The organism is Nitrincola tibetensis (assembly GCF_003284585.1).
In the GTDB taxonomy this organism is placed as follows: Bacteria; Pseudomonadota; Gammaproteobacteria; order Pseudomonadales; family Balneatricaceae; genus Nitrincola; species Nitrincola tibetensis.
The window spans coordinates 126,960-144,723 of sequence record NZ_QKRX01000006.1 but is presented as its reverse complement, the minus strand read 5'-3'; the positions used below and the strand labels follow the sequence as shown (position 1 = coordinate 144,723).

General features: G+C 47.7%; 18 protein-coding genes. 8 read left to right on the top strand and 10 right to left on the bottom strand.

Features of this window, described 5'->3' with window-relative positions; all coding sequences use genetic code 11:
- Positions 1 to 4: 4 nt before the first annotated feature.
- Together DN062_RS09820 and DN062_RS09815 are read right to left on the bottom strand one after the other, a co-directional pair.
- The gene (locus DN062_RS09820; protein WP_112159155.1) at positions 5 to 1,030 is read right to left on the bottom strand and encodes a LacI family DNA-binding transcriptional regulator; all 1,026 of its coding nucleotides are present in this window, start codon (positions 1,028 to 1,030) and stop codon (positions 5 to 7) included.
- On the bottom strand, positions 1,023 to 1,805 hold the full coding sequence (locus DN062_RS09815; RefSeq protein WP_112159154.1) for an MBL fold metallo-hydrolase: 783 nt from the start codon (positions 1,803 to 1,805) through the stop codon (positions 1,023 to 1,025). The genes DN062_RS09820 and DN062_RS09815 overlap by 8 nt, the downstream gene beginning before the upstream one ends.
- A gap of 168 nt (positions 1,806 to 1,973) precedes the next feature.
- On the opposite strand from DN062_RS09815, the gene DN062_RS09810 reads away from it, so the two are divergent.
- The 4 genes from DN062_RS09810 to DN062_RS09795 all read left to right on the top strand — a co-directional run bounded on the left by DN062_RS09810 (position 1,974) and on the right by DN062_RS09795 (position 5,951).
- Positions 1,974 to 3,038: an ABC transporter ATP-binding protein gene (locus DN062_RS09810; RefSeq protein WP_112159153.1), complete on the top strand. Its 1,065-nt coding sequence runs from the start codon at positions 1,974 to 1,976 to the stop codon at positions 3,036 to 3,038.
- A gap of 3 nt (positions 3,039 to 3,041) precedes the next feature.
- Entirely contained in the window at positions 3,042 to 4,190 is a 1,149-nt protein-coding gene (locus tag DN062_RS09805) for an ABC transporter substrate-binding protein (RefSeq protein WP_112159152.1), read from the top strand.
- A gap of 70 nt (positions 4,191 to 4,260) precedes the next feature.
- The gene (locus DN062_RS09800) at positions 4,261 to 5,094 is read left to right on the top strand and encodes an ABC transporter permease (RefSeq protein WP_112159151.1); all 834 of its coding nucleotides are present in this window, start codon (positions 4,261 to 4,263) and stop codon (positions 5,092 to 5,094) included.
- Positions 5,091 to 5,951, top strand: coding sequence for an ABC transporter permease (locus DN062_RS09795; RefSeq protein ID WP_239995755.1), 861 nt, complete (start codon positions 5,091 to 5,093; stop codon positions 5,949 to 5,951). The genes DN062_RS09800 and DN062_RS09795 overlap by 4 nt, the downstream gene beginning before the upstream one ends.
- A gap of 288 nt (positions 5,952 to 6,239) precedes the next feature.
- On the opposite strand, the gene DN062_RS09790 is transcribed toward DN062_RS09795, so the two are convergent.
- A complete protein-coding gene (locus tag DN062_RS09790; RefSeq protein ID WP_162301284.1) occupies positions 6,240 to 7,145 on the bottom strand; it encodes a LysR family transcriptional regulator in 906 nt (301 codons plus the stop codon).
- Between the two features lie 340 nt (positions 7,146 to 7,485).
- Between DN062_RS09790 and DN062_RS09785 the strand changes: the two genes are divergently transcribed.
- The 4 genes from DN062_RS09785 to DN062_RS09770 are packed head-to-tail and all read left to right on the top strand — an operon-like array spanning position 7,486 to position 11,689.
- Positions 7,486 to 8,319, top strand: a complete 834-nt coding sequence (locus DN062_RS09785) for a tripartite tricarboxylate transporter substrate binding protein (RefSeq protein WP_162301283.1) — start codon at positions 7,486 to 7,488, stop codon at positions 8,317 to 8,319.
- Positions 8,320 to 8,345: 26 nt separating this feature from the next.
- Positions 8,346 to 8,792, top strand: coding sequence for a tripartite tricarboxylate transporter TctB family protein (locus DN062_RS09780; RefSeq protein ID WP_112159148.1), 447 nt, complete (start codon positions 8,346 to 8,348; stop codon positions 8,790 to 8,792).
- A 35-nt stretch (positions 8,793 to 8,827) separates the two neighbouring features.
- On the top strand, positions 8,828 to 10,318 hold the full coding sequence (locus DN062_RS09775; RefSeq protein WP_112159147.1) for a tripartite tricarboxylate transporter permease: 1,491 nt from the start codon (positions 8,828 to 8,830) through the stop codon (positions 10,316 to 10,318).
- 60 nt (positions 10,319 to 10,378) lie between these two features.
- Positions 10,379 to 11,689: an aminotransferase class V-fold PLP-dependent enzyme gene (locus tag DN062_RS09770; protein ID WP_239995754.1), complete on the top strand. Its 1,311-nt coding sequence runs from the start codon at positions 10,379 to 10,381 to the stop codon at positions 11,687 to 11,689.
- Between the two features lie 176 nt (positions 11,690 to 11,865).
- On the opposite strand, the gene DN062_RS09765 is transcribed toward DN062_RS09770, so the two are convergent.
- The 7 genes from DN062_RS09765 to glmU form a co-directional block, all read right to left on the bottom strand.
- A complete protein-coding gene (locus DN062_RS09765; protein ID WP_112159145.1) occupies positions 11,866 to 12,204 on the bottom strand; it encodes a transposase in 339 nt (112 codons plus the stop codon).
- 55 nt (positions 12,205 to 12,259) lie between these two features.
- Positions 12,260 to 12,448, bottom strand: coding sequence for an NAD-dependent epimerase/dehydratase family protein (locus tag DN062_RS19215; protein WP_112159144.1), 189 nt, complete (start codon positions 12,446 to 12,448; stop codon positions 12,260 to 12,262).
- Positions 12,449 to 12,730: 282 nt separating this feature from the next.
- Positions 12,731 to 13,774 (bottom strand): virulence RhuM family protein, encoded by a 1,044-nt coding sequence (locus DN062_RS09755; RefSeq protein WP_156460557.1) that lies wholly within the window; start codon positions 13,772 to 13,774, stop codon positions 12,731 to 12,733.
- Positions 13,771 to 13,947: a hypothetical protein gene (locus DN062_RS09750; protein WP_205126703.1), complete on the bottom strand. Its 177-nt coding sequence runs from the start codon at positions 13,945 to 13,947 to the stop codon at positions 13,771 to 13,773. Before DN062_RS09750 ends, DN062_RS09755 begins: the two co-directional genes overlap by 4 nt.
- A gap of 67 nt (positions 13,948 to 14,014) precedes the next feature.
- On the bottom strand, positions 14,015 to 14,398 hold the full coding sequence (locus DN062_RS18705) for a PDDEXK family nuclease (RefSeq protein ID WP_205126702.1): 384 nt from the start codon (positions 14,396 to 14,398) through the stop codon (positions 14,015 to 14,017).
- 67 nt (positions 14,399 to 14,465) lie between these two features.
- Complete coding sequence (glmS, locus tag DN062_RS09740) at positions 14,466 to 16,292, bottom strand: glutamine--fructose-6-phosphate transaminase (isomerizing) (RefSeq protein WP_112159143.1); 1,827 nt, start codon at positions 16,290 to 16,292, stop codon at positions 14,466 to 14,468.
- A gap of 11 nt (positions 16,293 to 16,303) precedes the next feature.
- Positions 16,304 to 17,677 carry a bifunctional UDP-N-acetylglucosamine diphosphorylase/glucosamine-1-phosphate N-acetyltransferase GlmU gene (gene glmU / locus DN062_RS09735; RefSeq protein WP_112159142.1) on the bottom strand — a complete coding sequence of 458 codons (1,374 nt, stop codon included), beginning with the start codon at positions 17,675 to 17,677 and terminating at the stop codon, positions 16,304 to 16,306.
- Positions 17,678 to 17,764 lie beyond the last annotated feature (87 nt).

Below are 17,764 nucleotides of genomic sequence, written 5' to 3'. Positions count from 1 at the left end.
AAAATTATCCTAGATTAATAACAGGGCTGGTATGACGTACGACCAGAGAAACGGGAACCTTTATCAAACGTGCCGCTTGATTAGGCGATTTATTTCGGCTTTCAAGACAATTGAGCGCCTCAGAACACAAGGCGGGAATATCTTGATTAAGTGTGGTCAATCGGTAGCTGTACTGGGCTGTCTGAGGGGTGTTATCAAAGCCGATTAAATGAAAATCTTTAGGCGCATCAAACCCTCGCTGGCGCATACCATCTAAGAAACCACAGGCCAATTGGGCATTTGCACAGAAAATGCCCTGAGGTAACCCCTGACTAAGATCGAACGCGAGCGCAGCCGCTTCACCGCCTTCGTATCCATCCTGCTCTGCGATAACCTGTTGAACAGAATGTGGCCCAACTTTGGCGCTCTCAAGCGCTTGCTCAAATGCCAAACCACGTTGCACCCCGGCCCAAGTGGAGCCCGCGTAATTTAACCAAGCAAAGCGATGACACCCCCACTTTAGAAAGTGATCCGTCGCCAATACAGCCCCTTGCTGATTGTCTGAGCAAACAAAATCAACCAATGGGATATCCAATTCACGATTAATGCCCACGACTGGAATTTTGAATTGAACACATTCGTTTACAAGCGTCGCTGGCGGTTGACCGGATGTGACAATCACGCCAGACACGCGAAACTGAGTAAACTGACGCATGGTTGCTTCTAACTCTTTGTCTGAGTTCACTTCTGTTACCAATGCTTGATAGCCACGGCGCTGAATCATGTGAATCAACCCTTCTAGCAAACTGCTGCGAAAAGGATCTTTAATGCGCGCAACGACAACGCCGATTAACTGGCTGCGCTTACGGTTCAATCCTTGCGCAAGAAAATTCACTTGATAGCCCAGCTCCCTAGCTGCGGCAATGACTTTTGTCTTGGTTTCGGGTGCGATACTGCCCTTGTCACTTAAGGCTCGAGACACCACCGCACGCGACACTCCGGCATGATTTGCGACGTCTTGGGCGGTAATGCTTTTATGAGGCTTACTCATGGCAACGCCCTTGTACTAGCTTATCTAGTGGAACACCAAGATCTAAATCCAAGCTTAGGCCGTCATAGGATAAGAACACCTGAGGATTCCCTATAATCTGAGCCTCTATATGAGGGATTTCTTCATCGTAACAGTGATAAAGCCCTAATACGGGTAAGGAAAGCGATTGCTGCAGCGCTAAGCAGTTCACAACGTCTCCATGGGAAGCCTCTTTTGATAGCGGCGTTGAAACTGCACACTCCTGAAACGCCAGATCACAGCCCTGCATTAATGCCCTACTGGCGTCTGTTGGACGGCCGTCTCCACTGTAAAAAAGCACGTGTCCGTCAGCTTCAATCCTCAAGGATAAGTTGGACATTTCATGCTGAGTGGCCGCTGTGGATAAGTGCCATTGCTGCCATTGCCATTGCACTTGGCTATCCCGCCAGTCGATGTCAAAACAGATGTGAGGCACAGGCCAGGTTGCTAGAGAGACAAGCTGTTGCAGGGATTCACGCTGCTGCGCCTGGCAATAAATAATCAGCGGTTTACGACGTCCAAAACTTTTCCAGCGATTGAGTAAAACCGGCAGCCCTGCACAGTGGTCTGGGTGAATATGGGTGAAATACAGCACGTCGATGTCATTCACATCAAGCGCGAGCTGCCACAACGCACGAGGAACCGTGGGACCGCAATCGATGAGCCAGCGTTGATCATGCTTGTCCGTTACCAGAATAGAAGAGGTATTGCGCGTTAAAGAAAATGCACTGCCACTGCCAATTACGTCGATTTTCATAACACCCCAGAAAATTTCTTTTTTGCTTAATGAAACTGTCACACATACGCGACAAAGTAGACACACATAATGTCGACACTAAGTTGCATTTTTTTTACAACGCAGTGAACACGTGTTCATTTATACAAATTAGTGCATTTTTTTGCAATTTGATAGCGGATTTAATGGATGGCACACCTAGATATACGACAACTACAAGCGGGTTATGGCGATAAAACCATTTTGCATGACATCAATTTACAAGTGCAAAAGGGAGAGATGATTGCTTTATTGGGGCCATCTGGATGCGGCAAAACCACTTTATTGAATGCGATATGCGGTTTTGTGCCAACGCAATCAGGCGAAGTGCATATCGCTGGACACGAGATTACGCTGCTTCCTGCAGAGCGTCGCAATATCACCATGGTGTTTCAAAGCTATGCCTTGTGGCCACACATGAGCGTCGCACAAAACATTAGTTATGGTTTAAAGGTACGCAAAATCCCAAAGGCTCAAGCACACAAACGCGTATTGGATCTGCTTAGCATTATTAACTTAGAGGGGTTTGAAAACGAGAAAGTAACCAACCTATCCGGGGGGCAACGTCAACGTGTGGCACTGGCCCGCGCCCTAGCCGTTGAACCAGACGTGCTGGTATTGGATGAGCCCTTATCGAACCTGGACGCCAAGGTTCGCCTTAGCGTTCGCCACGAACTAAAAGCCTTACAAAAGAAATTAGGATTCACCTCGCTAATCGTCACCCATGATCAGGAAGAAGCCTTGGTAATGGCAGACCGTGTTGCGGTGCTTAACCAAGGTCGCATTGAACAGTTAGGCACCCCTGAAGACATCTATCAGCAACCACAAACCCCCTTCGTGGCTGACTTTATGGGAGCCGATAATTGCATCATATATCAAGCATCAACGCCAAGTGTACAACTTAACTTAGCCAATGCGGCAGCCACTCAGAAGCTAGCCCTGTATTTTCGCAGTTCAGCTGCAGAGCTACGCACTGTTTCAGACCGAACTGAAGCGGGTTTAACGATTTCTGGTGTGATTGAGCAATCCGCTTTTTTAGGGCAGCAGTACCGTCATACCCTGCGCTCTGGGGATCAGATTCTACAAGCCGATTCTCGCCAATGCTGGCCTATCGCATCAAGCGTGTCCTTACATGTTCCACCCCATGCGCTGCACGTGTTTGATCTTGCAACGCACGAAACTCCACCATCTTTTCAGTCAAACTCACGAGGATAAATCATGTTTATTAAAACGAAGATCTCTGTTTTAGCGATGGTTTGCATAACACAGTTTGGAGCAAGCGCTCATGCGCAAACGGTACTCAACGTTGCGACGGCAGGAAGCCAGAATATGGTCGACTACGTCAAAACCTATTTAGCACCAAAATTCGAAGCCATGCATCCAGATGTCAAAGTCAACGTGGTGGGCACAGGTCCTGGCGATGCGGGCTCTCATAAAATCATGGAAAAACTGAGCGCTCAGCAAAAGAGTGGTGTAGAGACGTGGGACTTAGATGTGGCCGTGGTTCATCAAAAAACCGGTGGCGATATGGTTGAGCAAGGCTTACTGTCTGCCTTTCGTGATGATATCAGCACGGGTAAGTTGGTCACACGCGATACCGCAAAGAATGCGTTAGGCACAAATGTCGATGGCTATGTCATGCCCATGTTCCACAGTCAAACAGCCCTTGCCTACAATAGTGAGTTTATATCCAACCCGCCAACGTCCTACGATGAGCTGGTGGAATGGACACAGCAACATCCAAAAGCCTTTGGTTATAACGGCATCAAGAACGGTATGTCGGGTGTCAGCTTCGTAACAGGTTGGATCTATGCCTATGGCACCGATGCCGAACGTTTGTCCAGCGCTCCTTATGACCAGAACCTTGAAGCCTCTTGGGATGATGCCTTTGCCAAGCTAAAAGAGTTCAACAAGAACGTAACCTTTACACCGGGTAATGCAGGCACCTTAGACATGCTCAGCCGTGGTGAAATTTTCATGGGCCCAGTATGGGTGGATATGTTCTACAGCTGGCAAGCCGATGAGAAGATTCCACCTTCGTTAAAGCTTGCGCTGATTGCCCCGGGCATGCCAGGTCAGCCGATGTATTACGTCACACCGGATAAAGCCAAAAATCCTGAGCTTGCACGTGCCTTTATTGAGTTGGCAACCAGTCCTGAGGTCCAAGCGGAAGGCATTGTGAAGCAATTTAATTGGTACCCCGGCATTGATGCTGAGTTTGTTCAACCTGAACTCGACACCGATAGTTGGAACAAGCTGTTTGTTGAGATCACACCAGACGATCTTGCCAACTTCGGTAAGAGCTTCCCGATCGCCCCTTACTTTGATGCGATCCAGGAAGGCTACGAGCGTCAGGTATCCAATTAATAACAAGCCCTAAGCGAGATACGCTTGCTTAGGGCTTATTTTAGTCTCAGCGTTTTGTCTCAGGTTTACTATGCGAGCATCCACTTCTAACCTCTTACTCATTGGGCCAGCTGCATTAATGGTCTTGGCGTTATTCTTGTATCCGCTGTTTTTTTCGCTAGTCTCGGCGTTTACTCAGGATGATTTGTCTTTCACTCTCGCTCATTTTGTAAAGGTATTCGAACTCTACTCAAACGATATCAAGTTCACCGTAATCATTGTCCTGAGTTCAGTTGTATTGCTGGCAATACTGTCGATTGGAATTGCCGCAACGCTGACCTTGTCTCCTTTTCCCAAGCTGGTGGCCGTATTGGCCCTGCTCTATCGCTTGCCCTTGTTCATTCCATTTATCGTTGCCGCGCAAATGATGCGCACGTTTTTAGCGAAAAATGGTTTGATGAACAACACCCTTGTGGCAATGGGCGTAATGACTCCTCTTGAAACAGTCTCGCTGCTTGGCTGGAGCGGTATCATCATTACCTTTGTTTGGAAACAGCTGGCTTTTTCAACCTTGCTGATTAGTGGCGCAATGGCCGCGTTAAACCGAGACCAGATTCAAGCGGCACAAAACCTAGGCGCTTCTCGTCTACGCATTTTAGTGGATGTGATTTTGCCGCAAGTAATGCCAACCATAGGTGTAGCGCTTGTGTTATCCACTGTGACCATTATGTCGGTGTTATCCGTGCCGCTCATGATAGGCACAGGCTCGCCCACCATGATCACCGCCGATATCGCGTTTCGAGTGAATTCTTACGGTGATTACCATGTCGCCAATGCCCTAGGCATGGTGTCTTACTTAATTTGTGCAGGTCTAGCATGGTTCTACTTGCGTCAAAGTTTAAAGGATAAGGGGGCTTTATCATGAGTCAAACGATGACAATCCAACACAGAGGATTTCGATCACTAAAAGCCCGATTCACCTTACGCTGGAGTTTTTGGGCGCAAACTGCATTTATCACTATATTGGCCTTAGCGCTCTTTGGACCTATCGCGAATTTACTGATTTGGACAATTGCAGAAACCTGGTATTTCCCACACACCTTACCCAATCAGTGGGGATTGAAGTACTGGCAGCAAGTGTTTAATCCCTACAGTGATGTCTCGGGTTCACTGATAACCAGCATTATCATCGCACTCTGCGCAGTTGTTGTGTGTTTGCTGGTGTCGATACCGGCGGGCTATGCGCTATCCAAACACACCATGCCTTGGCGGGTAGGATTTATGCTGCTGTTTTTGATTCCTCAAGCCTTCCCGAATTTAACGGTATACATCAATATTGCCCGCATTTTTTATGACTGGGGCCTTAACGGCACTCTGCTCGGTGTCGTGTTGGTGCACAGCGTGCATGGGCTGATGTATTCCGTGTGGATAAGTGTCGCGGCGTTCTCCTCTATTGATCCCATGCTGTCCCGTGCTTCGCGTAATTTGGGAGCCGGGCCAATCTACACCTTTATCCATGTGGTACTGCCGCAAGCAGCACCGGGTCTCATTGCGGCCAGTATCTTTGTATTTTTGGAGTCATTGGATGAGTTTACTGGCACCTTTTTTGTCGGGGCGCCAGAGGTAACGACCTTACCCTTATTGCTCTATACCGCCAGCATGGAAGGGAATTACCAGATATCCTCGATTACCGCGCTTATTTTATTGATTCCATCCATTGGATTTATGTTGATTATCAATAAGTTTATGCGGCCAGAGATGTTGTCGAAATTGGGTAAGTAGGTTAAGGGGGGGCGTTCCGTATAGCATACACTTAAGGTTACAGGGAGTAGATGTAAAGCAGACTTCCCCCCAAGCTACTCAAGCGCTGCTTATTACTTCAATTCTTCCCTCCTAATAATCGGCGGGATGTAGTTTTTACCTGTCAAAGATATTGAAATCAATACCACTCTGGTTTTCGTAACCCGTAAAAGTGATACAAACCCATTGCTGGAAAAACTCATCAACATACTCAGATGGAGGAAGAGGCTGTATGCCGGCGTCCCTTAGAACAAAACATAAATACTATGACTAGATAAAAAATGGACGCGTAAAGTCAGCGGCTTTTTTTAAACGCAATGAGATTTCTTCAAGTAGAGAAACCCGAACTCCACCATGGTATAGAGCGTAATAGCCCATCGTCGGAGGTTGTGGAACAATATCTAAGACTTCCAAACCTTGTGCTTGGGCAAAGCGCTGTACACATAACCTTGGCAACACACTGATACCCCGTCCAGCGGTTACCAAACCAACAAGTGCCAATAAGTTATCTGCTATCTGAGCAGGAGCCGCTAACCCTTGATGTGAAATCCAACGATTCACATCCTGAGCAAACCCAGAACGTTTACCTTGACTAATCAGGGTATAGGATTGAAGTTCACTAATAGGTAAAGGCCGAGGTCCACTCACTAAGCCAGCTCTTGCCATAAATGCCATTTCAACTTTTTCTAAAAGCAATTTTTCTACTCCCGGCTGAGCAAATACCTCTGGAACAAGTGGTATAACAACAAGATCCAATTCACTGTCTTGAAACTGCTGGTAAAGCGTTCGGCTCATATCGATCGTGACATCCAAACGTATATCAGGGCGCTCAAGGGTATATTCTCGCAAAAAACCAGGTAACCAAGTCAGCGCTGTCAGTTCGGTAAAACCAATTCGGACACGGTGAAGCTTACAATCTGACTGTCTATTGAGTTCACGAATTTTATTGGCACTCTCTATCATCAAGTACGCCAACTCAAGTAGCTGCTCACCTTCTTCAGTTAAGCGTGCATTACGCAGTGAACGATCAAAAATACGCAACCCCGTAGCCTGCTCAAGCTCACCAATTCTTTTAGAAACTGTTGATTGAGTTGCATTGAGGCGCTGAGAAGCTTTTTCAAATGTACCTAACTCAACTACCTGAACAAAGGTCTCAAGTTGCTTAAGGGTTAACATAAACACTCCAATCATGAAAATTTCGACTTATATATTATGAAAATTATTCGCTTTTTAGAAAGTATAAAATGACTTTAAATGACTAAATGAAGTACTCATCGCATCTGCTATTAACAAAACTACTAACGAGTACTCAACTGCCCTAAATAGCTTTACAAATATAATAGTAACAAGGAATAAGATGATGAAGGCAAATATAAAATTCAAGCAAAAATTGATCCTGAGCGCGATGACGGCAATATTGGTAGGCGGACTGAGTACATTAGCAGTAGCTAAAGATTTCCCCAACAAGCCAATTCAGTTGATTGTCGCCTTCGGTGCTGGGGGTAGTACCGACACGATGGCACGCATCTTCGCAAAGTACGCTGAAGAGGAACTAGGCCAACGCGTCGTTGTGGTAAACAGACCCGGTGCTGGTGGCGAGTTGGGGTGGGTTCACTTGGCCAATGCAGCACCCGACGGCTATACCCTTGGCTTGATTAACTCACCAGTAGTCGAGGTTTATCCTTTCACCCGTGAAGGTAGCGTCGGTTACTCCCTTGATGATATTCGCCCTCTGGCCAATATCATTACCGATCCAGGAGTTTTGGCCGTAGCCGCCAACAGCCCCTATCAGACGCTGGAAAGTTTTGTCACCGCGGTACAGGAAAATCCCAGATCCGTGGTTGTATCTCACGAAGGCATTGGGGGTGACGATCATCTGGCAGCCTTAAACTTTGCCAAAGAAGCTGACATCGATCTTAATTTTGTCTCTTACAGCGGCAACGCCGAAGCAACAGCCGCGTTACTTGGCGGGCACATTACAGCTTTTCAAGGCAACATGTCGGAAGTAGTAAACCAGATCAATGAAGGCAAAGTCCGTGGCTTAGCGGTCTGGTCAAATGAACGAATCGATGCAATTTCGCAAGTACCTACCGGTAAAGAGCAAGGTTATGATGTGCTAGCAGCAGCATCACGCGGCTTTGCTGTACCAGCGGGTGTGTCGCAACCTGTGTATGACAAGCTGCTGTCGGTGACCCGCGAGGTGGTAGAAAACCCGGAGTTTCTTGCCGAAATGGCACAGCTCAATATGCCAGTTAACCCTATCTATGGACAAGACTACGTTGACTTCATCCACGAAAGTCATGATCGTCTAAAAGCCCTTTGGGACCAAGAGCCTTGGATTGAGCAGTGATTCAACCCGTTAGGAGAACTCACTCTATGCCACTGAACAAAATTGACTCTACCCTAACCGTTTTGATTGGAGCCTTGTGCGCTGGTGTAGTCTGGATCGGGCTTGGCATGCGCGGCGACGCGGGGATTTTCCCCGTGATCGCCGGTTCACTTGGGGGGCTTGCCTGTTTAGGCATAGGAATCAATTCTTTTCGCCGCAAACGCCCTGATGAATCCCAGCCTCCAATTGCCTGGCAACGCTTCACCCTCTGGTGTCTGTGCGTGCTGGGGTTATTAGGGCTGATGATAAGTGTTGGAACATTTGTTGCGTTGGTTATATTTCTACTGGTTAGTTTATGCTGCCTGAGTGATTTACGATGGCCCGCAGCTCTGATACTTGCCGTGTCTTTCTCTAGCCTTATCTATGTCGTTTTTGTGCACTTACTTGCAGTCCCCCTACCGAGTGGCGGACTCTGGAATTGGCTAGCCAACTAACCGTTTTCTTCACAGACAGCCAAGAGATTTTTTCTATGGATATACTGTTTACAGCTCTCGGAAATCTTGTGACACCGATGGCTCTGTTAACCCTGTTGCTTGGAACTTTGGCCGGAATGGCCATCGGCTCCTTGCCAGGACTGTCTTCAACCATGGGCGTCGCGCTTTGTATTCCAATCACCTTCAGCATGCCACCAGATCTGGCACTGATTCTACTGGGTGCCGTATACGTTAGCTCAGTTTATGGTGGCTCTATTACCGCAATTCTATTGCGAACCCCTGGCACAGATGCATCTATCGCCACAGCGCTGGATGGCTACCCATTAGCGATGGCTGGACGAGGGGGTGAAGCCATTGGTATGGCCACACTGGCCTCACTTTTTGGTGGGCTCTTCAGTGTGATTGTCTTGATCACCATTGCTCCTCCTCTTTCGACCGTTGCCCTCGCGTTCGGACCACAAGAGTACACGGTTTTAGCTATATTCGGACTTGTAACCATCGTCGGTGTCGCATCAGATCAACCCATAAAAGGAGTGCTCTCAGCAGCTATAGGCTTGATACTGGCGAGTGTAGGACTGGACGCATTTACGGGTGCGCAGCGCTTTACCTTTGGCCAACGTGAATTGTTTGATGGCGTGCCCTTGCTACCGGTACTCATTGGGCTTTTTTCAGTTTCTCAAGCATTTAACCTGTGCGTTCCCAAAAGCGCGGGCGTACTGAGCAGTAAAAGACCCCAACTCCAAGGGCGCAATCTGCCCTTATGGTCCGATATGAAACGCTGTCTACGCACGTTATTACGCTCTTCTGTTATAGGCTCAGTTGTGGGGATTCTCCCCGGTGCGGGCACCAGTATTGCGTCATTTATTTCGTACAACGAGGCACGTCGTCATTCGAATACACCGGAAAAATTTGGTAAGGGAGAGTTAGAAGGGGTTGCCGCTTCTGAATCCGCAAATAATGCCGTCACAGGTGGCACATTAATTCCTACCTTAACGCTGGGTATTCCTGGAAATGCGGTAACGGCTGTCTTTATCGGCGGGTTAACCATCCATGGGCTCATCCCTGGACCCAGCCTGTTCACTCAACATGCAGAGACAACCTATACCCTGATCCTCTCCCTGTTACTGGCCAACATACTTTTTGCAATTTTGGGATTGTGGCTGTGTCGCTATCTAGTCATCGTTACAAAGGTCCCCGGGGCCGTATTAGGGCCGATGATTCTGGTATTCAGTGTGATCGGAACCTACGCGCTGCGTAACGAGATATTTGACGTCTGGCTGGTTATAGCTTTCGGTGTAGTGGGCTATTTCATGGAACGCTGGCGTTATCCTGCGGCTCCCTTAGTTATTGCCCTCATCCTGGGACCTATTCTAGAAGTTAACTTTCGCCGCTCGATGCAAATTTCACACTGGGACCTGACCACGTTTTTTACTCGGCCACTGTCGCTAACACTTTGTGTTCTGGTAGTGCTGGCTCTGGCGTATCCGTTATGGAACCAATGGCGTCGACGCAACGCCCAGCAATAACTCTATTTTGTAACCAACAGGCAAACCCACATCTAATCATTTGAGATGCTGACAACTATTATGAGCACTACAACTTTTCTCCATACAGCGGCCCCAGCCCATTCAACCCAAGGCGTTTTATTACCCACCACACTACTGGCTCAAGTACGGGAACGTTTCTTACATGTCGATACCTGTCCTTATAGTGGTAAGCGCACCTACTTTGAAAACGCCGGTGGCTCACTGACGCTTAAATCAGTCGTTACCCAAGGGGCCGAAATTGCGGCCATTCCTGATAATGAACACCGCGATAATCCGGCCTCTCATGCTATATCCGAGATCGTCACTGCGGGTCGCAACGACTTGATGACATTCTTCGGTGCTAACCCCAATAATGGTGTGATTTTTGGTGGCGAAACAGGAACAGAATGCCTGTTTCGATTAATCCGTGCTGCCGCCCTCTCAGCTGAAGCAGGCGGTAGCCTTGTCACCTGCACAATCGAACATCCCGCCACCTATGATGCGACTCGTCAATGGGCCCAACGCACTAACCGTGAGTGTATTGAGGTTCCTTTCGATATCGATACAGGACGCGTGACGGCTGCACACTACGCCAAGTGTGTACGTCCCGATACCCGCATCGCCACCCTCCTGCATACCAGTCCAGTATCAGGAATGAGCATGGATATCGCGGAGATAGCCCAAAGTATCCGCCAGATTGCGCCTGAATGCATTATCATCGTCGATGGTATCCAGCACGCCCCCCATGGGTTACTCAATGTAGAAACCTATGGGGTGGATGCCTATGTTATTTCCCCCTATAAGGCGTTCTGTCGTTTTAATAATGGCTATGCCTGGGTGTCCAGGCGCCTGAGCCTAACCGAACACGACAAGCTGATCGGCAAGCCTGCTGATGCATGGGAATTAGGTAGCCGCGACCCCTCCGCCTTGATCGGAATTAGTGCAATGGTCGACTACCTAGTATGGCTGGGTGGACACTTTACCGATGCGCCTTCACGTCGGGCTGGTTTGATCGCAGCAGGTAATGCAATACGCAACCACGAGCGTGCATTAGTTGATCGATTGATTAACGGCAGTACAGGCTTAGCCGGGCTCAGCACCTATCCTGGGGTAAAACTGATTGGTCCTGCAGACACTCCTCACCGTGAAGGCGTCGTATCATTTGCAATCGCTGAGTACGACGCTAAGTATATCGTCGCTGAACTCGGCAGACGTGGAATACGCGTGCATGCCCGCAGTGATGATGTCTTTTCAGGTAATATTCTCCGCCCTCTGGGGCTCAAAGCTGTAACACGTATATCCTTAGCGCATTACAACAATGTCAATGAGATAGATACTTGTTTGGTTGCTCTACAAGAAATTCTTTCATAGTTATCATCTTCAAGAAGGCTCAACAATGTACCTGCATCTTTTTGAGCAGGTACATTAAAATCTACTTTGTGGCCACTACTCTATTTCATCCATGCTCTCAAAAGCTAAGCACGTTAAGAATTTCTCTAGTAGATACAACATATTAATTAAATATTCAAAACTTGCTTAGATGTGAGCTAGGAATGTTTCATACTGAACTGTCCTGAAAATAATAATTTTTGCCAGTAAAAAACTTCGCTATGCAAATAAAGTATCATACTGAAAATAATATAAGCACCAAAATGGAGCGGGGTCTCAACCACCGCCGCAAACTTGTCACGCGAGGACCAGCCCTCTGTGCCTTGATCACGGGCATCGGGCAGGCAGCGCCCTTCAGCGCGTGCTTCTTTACGCCACTTGTAAATCGTTTCCGAAGAAATGCCTTCTTGGCGGGCAACAGCTTCGACGCTTTGGTTGTAGGGTGATAACAGCTTGGCCATAACGGCCTGACGTCGCTCATCTGAGTAACTAGGCATACAAATCTCCAAACGCCCCTGAATGTTTAAGAGAGTTTAACAAATGGCGCGACAACTATCCTGACAGAAGGGGGGTCTCTACCTGTTCACAAGCGGCCTTCAACAGCTGCTCACTGGCAACAGCATTGGTATGCCAACACAATTCAGGATTCCGCTCACCCCAGATCCCCCTAGAGACTGCGGCAAGATGAATGACTCCTTTAGCCCCCGCAAGCGCCTGTTCAATTTGTTCAGGCTGGCATATATCGCCACTGCCACCGGCAAGATCAAACCCTTTAGCCTTATACCCTCGACTTTCTAATAAAGGTTTTAAATATCACCTTACTAGGCCAAGATGGCCAGCCATTAAAATTTTTCCATGAAATAGACTCCAAATTCCTGTAAAGCTAATTCGGCCATACTTGCAAAAAAGGGTGTTTAATTCCATTTCAGGAGAGGAACGACCAGCCGAAGTTGGTCAATAACGTCAGAGCCAGTAACTTGGCACCGTATTCTTCCTGAAATTTGGGTATGAAGGCTTGGTTTGTCATTTATCCCTCTTATCACTGCGCGGTGAAGTATCCCATACCAAAAGTGCCGCGATGTCATTTTCACCTTCAACTTCTTTCAGCCTGCGTTGTTTTTCGGCAAAGTACGTGTATTCGACCAACGCTTTTTCATCGGCCTGCTGCTTACTAATTTTGCCTGCACCTTGCAATACATCACGGTCGTTAAATTGTAAAAACTGATCCAGCTTATCCTGCCAATCGCGCAGAAATACCTGCTGGCGGCGTTTGGCTTGGTCTTCGGCAAAATCCAGCCACATCGATACGACGCGGTTCAGCTCGTCGATTTCTTGTTGGTTTAAATAGTTTTTAGCGACAGTCACATCACCCTTGCGCACTTCTTCCCCCTTGAAGCTCGTTAACCCCATGTGAGGAAGGTTCGAGTCTACGCGATGGTAAATCAGCTCGGCCGCAGTCTGACCTGTGCAGGCAAAATGCAGTTTATTCTGGATGATCTGGAAAAACTGCGTGGTTTCTTTCAGCGACGGCTGGTAATCGGCAGCCAATGCAAAAATCTCGCGTACCCGCAGATACATCCGCCGCTCGCTAGCGCGAATGTCGCGGATGCGTTCCAACATTTCGCCAAAGTAATCCGGTACAACCAACTGGCCAACGGGCGGATTTTTCAGTCGCTCGTCATCCATCACAAAACCTTTGATCAAATATTCCTGCAGTGTCTGTGTCGCCCACTGGCGGAACTGTGTACCACGGGTTGAGCGCACGCGGTAGCCAACGGCCAGCACTAGGGGCAAACTGAAGTACTGCACCTGATAGTTTTTACCGTCTGCGGCAGTTGTTCGGTAAAACCGAACAACTGAATCCTCGTTCAGCTCACCCTCTTCAAATATATTTTTGATATGCCCACTGATGGTGGCCTTAGCCTTGCCGTACAGATCACAAATCATCGCTTGCGAGAGCCACAGCGTTTCGTTCTCGAAGCGACACTCGATACGTACCTTGCCATCCGCGCTTGCGAACATAACAAACTCGCCGATTGGGGCTTGGGGTTGCTGCTTATCCGTCATGCCTTAACCTCGTCAAATACATGGTTCTGATGTAATGCTTTTGTAATAACAGGTTGAAAATGACAGTATTCGGAATAGCCTAATAGTTTAGAAATTGATCTGGCTGACCAAAATTCCATGTCATTTTCATCAATCTGCTTCAGTTGTTCGAAGGGTTGATGCTGATCTCTCATATGATTACCTCCTTGTTTTCGAATAAATCTTAATGATCGCACCCATCATGCGCTCACCATTATTAACTCACTTCTGTATCAACCTTTGTTCTTCTGCCAGGGTATTGACCATCGCAATGATCGCTCGCTGCTTTGCCAAAGGTAAAACAACCACAGGGGCATCTTCCACATCGATAGGAAACTGTTCTCTGATATTAACCGTTTGCTGATACTGGTCAAAAATGAGAAATGCATGAAGTTCGATACCAGAAAGCAAGTGATGAATTTGGCCAACGGTTGCACTGTGAATACAGACACTTTCACCTTGGCTACATAATTCATGAGCCTTGATAAAGGATGCGTAGTCTCGCCCATATCCCTTCCAACGAGATAGGAAAGTAACTTCTTGTGCTTCGGATCGATTGACGTATTGATATCTGACATAAAAAAGGCCTCCATATACTTCACGCATAGAAGGAGGCCTATAATTATCAAAATTTATTATTCTCTGACACTTAAAAATGATCGTGATTATCCTCCTACTCCACCGTAACACTCTTCGCCAAATTACGCGGCTGATCCACATCCGTCCCTTTTAACACCGCAACGTGATAGGACAAGAGCTGTAAAGGCAGCGTATAAACAATCGGTTCCATCAGTTTACTGCAAGCCGGAAGGGCAATGACTTGCATACCTTCTTCGGATTTTAATGTTTGTTCACAACCCGCAAACACAAACAGCTCGCCGCCCCTAGCACGTACTTCCTGTAAATTGGCTTTGAGCTTGTCCAGCATTTCATTATTCGGGGCAACGGTGACAACGGGCATATCTTTATCCACAAGGGCTAGAGGCCCGTGTTTTAATTCACCGGCTGGGTAGCCTTCTGCATGAATATAGGAAATCTCTTTCAGCTTTAACGCCCCTTCCAAGGCAATCGGATACAGTGCACCACGCCCTAAGAATAACGCATGATGCTTCTCTGCAAAGGCCTCTGCCATGGCTTTTACAGGCTCGTCTAGGTCGAGAATGGCGCGGGTAAGAGTCGGTAAGTTTTGCAGATCGGTGACGATCTGCTTTTCTTGTTCCGAGCTTAAGCCATGACGACGCCCTATCACCAAACAGGTCAACAAAAGTGCAACCAATTGTGAGGTAAAGGCTTTCGTGGAGGCCACGCCTATTTCGGGCCCCGCATTGGTCATTAAGCAGAGATCCGATTCACGCACCAATGAACTACCCGGCACGTTGCAAATACTCAAACTGGCAAGAATTTGCGATTTAACATCCCTTAATGCCGCGAGGGTGTCGGCGGTTTCACCCGATTGGGATAAGGTTATCAACAGGGTACCTTCGCGTATTACCACGGATCGATACCTGAATTCGCTGGCCACTTCTACCATACAAGGCAAACCGATCAATTCTTCAAACCAGTATTTTGCCACCATGCCCGCATGATAACTCGTACCACACGCGACGATTTGAACTTGTTTGACTTGATCGAACACGCGCTTGGCATCAACACCAAAAGCCTGTTCCAGTACGTGGCCACTGGCAATACGACCTTCAAGCACTTGTGCCATCACATCAGGCTGTTCATAAATCTCTTTCAGCATGAAATGTTTAAATTCACCTTTATCCACAGCACTGATGCCATGTTCATACACTGAAATAGATCGCTGTACGTCCTGGCCAGACTTATCCATAACCTCAACTTGATCTTGTGTCAGTAAAGCGATGTCACCGTCTTCTAAAAACATAAAGCGGTCGGTAACGGGTAATAAGGCAAGCTGATCGGAGGCAATAAAATACTCACCCATACCTACGCCAATCACAAGAGGACTGCCTTTACGTGCGGCCACTAGTAGATCAGGGAAGTCCTTGTGGATAACCCCCAAGGCAAACGCACCTTCCAGTTGCGACACGGTATTTTGTACTGCTTGTTTCAAAGACATACCGGATTGAATGGCTTGATCCAGCAGATGAGCCACAACTTCGGTATCCGTCTCTGAAGTGAATACATACCCTTGTTCAATTAACTGTACTTTTATCGGTTCATAGTTTTCGATGATGCCATTGTGGACAACCGCTAACTGCTCACCTGACATGTGTGGATGGGCATTCACCTCATTGGGTTTACCGTGTGTCGCCCAACGCGTGTGGGCTATTCCGGTATGTCCACGTAACGGTTCTGTGGATAACGCATCGGCTAAGGCTGAGACTTTACCTGCCCGTCTTAGTCTGTGGATATCCTTGCCATCAATCAATGCCATTCCCGCTGAGTCATAGCCGCGATATTCCAGCCGACGTAACCCTTCAAGCAGAATTTCGGCTACGGGTCTAGCTGCTACAGCTCCTACTATTCCACACATGCACTTGCTCCTTAAGATTGACGCTTCTGCGGTCGTTTCCAACCGATAATATTACGTTGTTGGCCACGCGCGATGGCGAGTTGGCCTTCTTCAACGGTTTGGGTAATCACAGATCCCGCGGCTATCGTGGCATTGGTAGAGATATCCACAGGTGCAACCAAAGCTGTGTTTGAACCGACAAAGACGTTGTCACCAATTTTGGTTGTCGACTTATTCACACCGTCATAGTTGCAGGTAATGGTTCCTGCACCGATGTTCACCGATTCTCCAATAATAGCATCACCAATGTAACTCAGATGGTTTACTTTGCTGCCCTGCCCTAAGACGGCTTTTTTAGTTTCGACAAAATTACCAATCTTGGTTGCCTTACCCAGCTGAGTGCCAGGTCTAATTCGTGCAAAGGGGCCAAGATGCGCGTGCTCACCAATTTCAGCACCGTCTATAACGGTATTTGCTTCAATCACCGTATGTTTACCAATACGTGAATTACGTATCATGCAGTTAGGGCCAATGCTGACCTGTTCGGCAATCTCAACGTCACCTTCAAATACACAGTTGATATCTATAAAGATATCGGTGCCTGTGGATAAATTCCCTCTTAGATCAAAGCGGTTCGGATCCGCAAGCGTCACGCCAGACGCCATCAAGGCTTCAGCGAGTTGTTGTTGATACCAACGTTCAAGCTGAGCCAATTGCGAACGTGTATTCACGCCTTGTACTTCTTGTTCGTACTGAGGTTGTATAGCTGCAATCGGTACACCATCTGCAGCCGCCATTGCGATGATATCCGTTAGGTAATACTCGCCCTGCGCATTTTCAGAAGACAGTAAGGGTAGCCATTGCCTGAGGTAACGCACATGAACTGCCAAGATCCCAGTATTGACCTCGTTAACCTGCAACTCTTCTGGAGTGGCATCTTTTTGTTCGACAATCGCGATGACTTCATCATTTTGATTACGAAGTATCCGGCCATAGCCCGTTGGATCATCCAACGTGACGGTTAACAGAGCCAGTTGATCCTTGTTTGCTTCGGCAATCAGTGATTTGAATACAGCGCTTGGCGTTAAAGGCACGTCGCCATAAAGAATCAAAACGATGGAGTCTTCTGCACAGTTGGGTAAAGCTTGGGCTACGGCATGGCCTGTGCCAAGCTGTTGAGCTTGAACCGCAACTTGCACAGAGGTGCTCTTTTCCTTCAGGGATTGCTCAACCTGCTCAGCACCATGCCCGACGACGAGATGAAGCTGACTGTCGGCTATATTCGCAGCACTGTCGATAACATGAAATAGTAGCGGTTTTCCAGCCAAGGGATGGAGTACTTTTGGTAGGGCAGATTTCATTCGACTTCCCTGACCTGCCGCTAAAATAACGATGTCTGTTTTCATCCATTTTTCTCCTGACGGGATCAATCGCAAAGGGATATTTTACACGGATATCCGACTCTTGACTCCCTAGAGGTTTTTTAAGAATAA

Bases quoted from the DNA above. Each gene is read 5' to 3' on its own strand.
- DN062_RS09820 (WP_112159155.1), bottom strand. From the start codon at position 1,030: ATGAGTAAGCCTCATAAAAGCATTACCGCCCAAGACGTCGCAAATCAT.
- DN062_RS09815 (WP_112159154.1), bottom strand. From the start codon at position 1,805: ATGAAAATCGACGTAATTGGCAGTGGCAGTGCATTTTCTTTAACGCGC.
- DN062_RS09810 (WP_112159153.1), top strand. From the start codon at position 1,974: ATGGCACACCTAGATATACGACAACTACAAGCGGGTTATGGCGATAAA.
- DN062_RS09805 (WP_112159152.1), top strand. From the start codon at position 3,042: ATGTTTATTAAAACGAAGATCTCTGTTTTAGCGATGGTTTGCATAACA.
- DN062_RS09800 (WP_112159151.1), top strand. From the start codon at position 4,261: ATGCGAGCATCCACTTCTAACCTCTTACTCATTGGGCCAGCTGCATTA.
- DN062_RS09795 (WP_239995755.1), top strand. From the start codon at position 5,091: ATGAGTCAAACGATGACAATCCAACACAGAGGATTTCGATCACTAAAA.
- DN062_RS09790 (WP_162301284.1), bottom strand. From the start codon at position 7,145: ATGTTAACCCTTAAGCAACTTGAGACCTTTGTTCAGGTAGTTGAGTTA.
- DN062_RS09785 (WP_162301283.1), top strand. From the start codon at position 7,486: ATGGCACGCATCTTCGCAAAGTACGCTGAAGAGGAACTAGGCCAACGC.
- DN062_RS09780 (WP_112159148.1), top strand. From the start codon at position 8,346: ATGCCACTGAACAAAATTGACTCTACCCTAACCGTTTTGATTGGAGCC.
- DN062_RS09775 (WP_112159147.1), top strand. From the start codon at position 8,828: ATGGATATACTGTTTACAGCTCTCGGAAATCTTGTGACACCGATGGCT.
- DN062_RS09770 (WP_239995754.1), top strand. From the start codon at position 10,379: ATGAGCACTACAACTTTTCTCCATACAGCGGCCCCAGCCCATTCAACC.
- DN062_RS09765 (WP_112159145.1), bottom strand. From the start codon at position 12,204: ATGCCTAGTTACTCAGATGAGCGACGTCAGGCCGTTATGGCCAAGCTG.
- DN062_RS09755 (WP_156460557.1), bottom strand. From the start codon at position 13,774: ATGACGGATAAGCAGCAACCCCAAGCCCCAATCGGCGAGTTTGTTATG.
- DN062_RS09750 (WP_205126703.1), bottom strand. From the start codon at position 13,947: ATGAGAGATCAGCATCAACCCTTCGAACAACTGAAGCAGATTGATGAA.
- DN062_RS18705 (WP_205126702.1), bottom strand. From the start codon at position 14,398: ATGCGTGAAGTATATGGAGGCCTTTTTTATGTCAGATATCAATACGTC.
- glmS (WP_112159143.1), bottom strand. From the start codon at position 16,292: ATGTGTGGAATAGTAGGAGCTGTAGCAGCTAGACCCGTAGCCGAAATT.
- glmU (WP_112159142.1), bottom strand. From the start codon at position 17,677: ATGAAAACAGACATCGTTATTTTAGCGGCAGGTCAGGGAAGTCGAATG.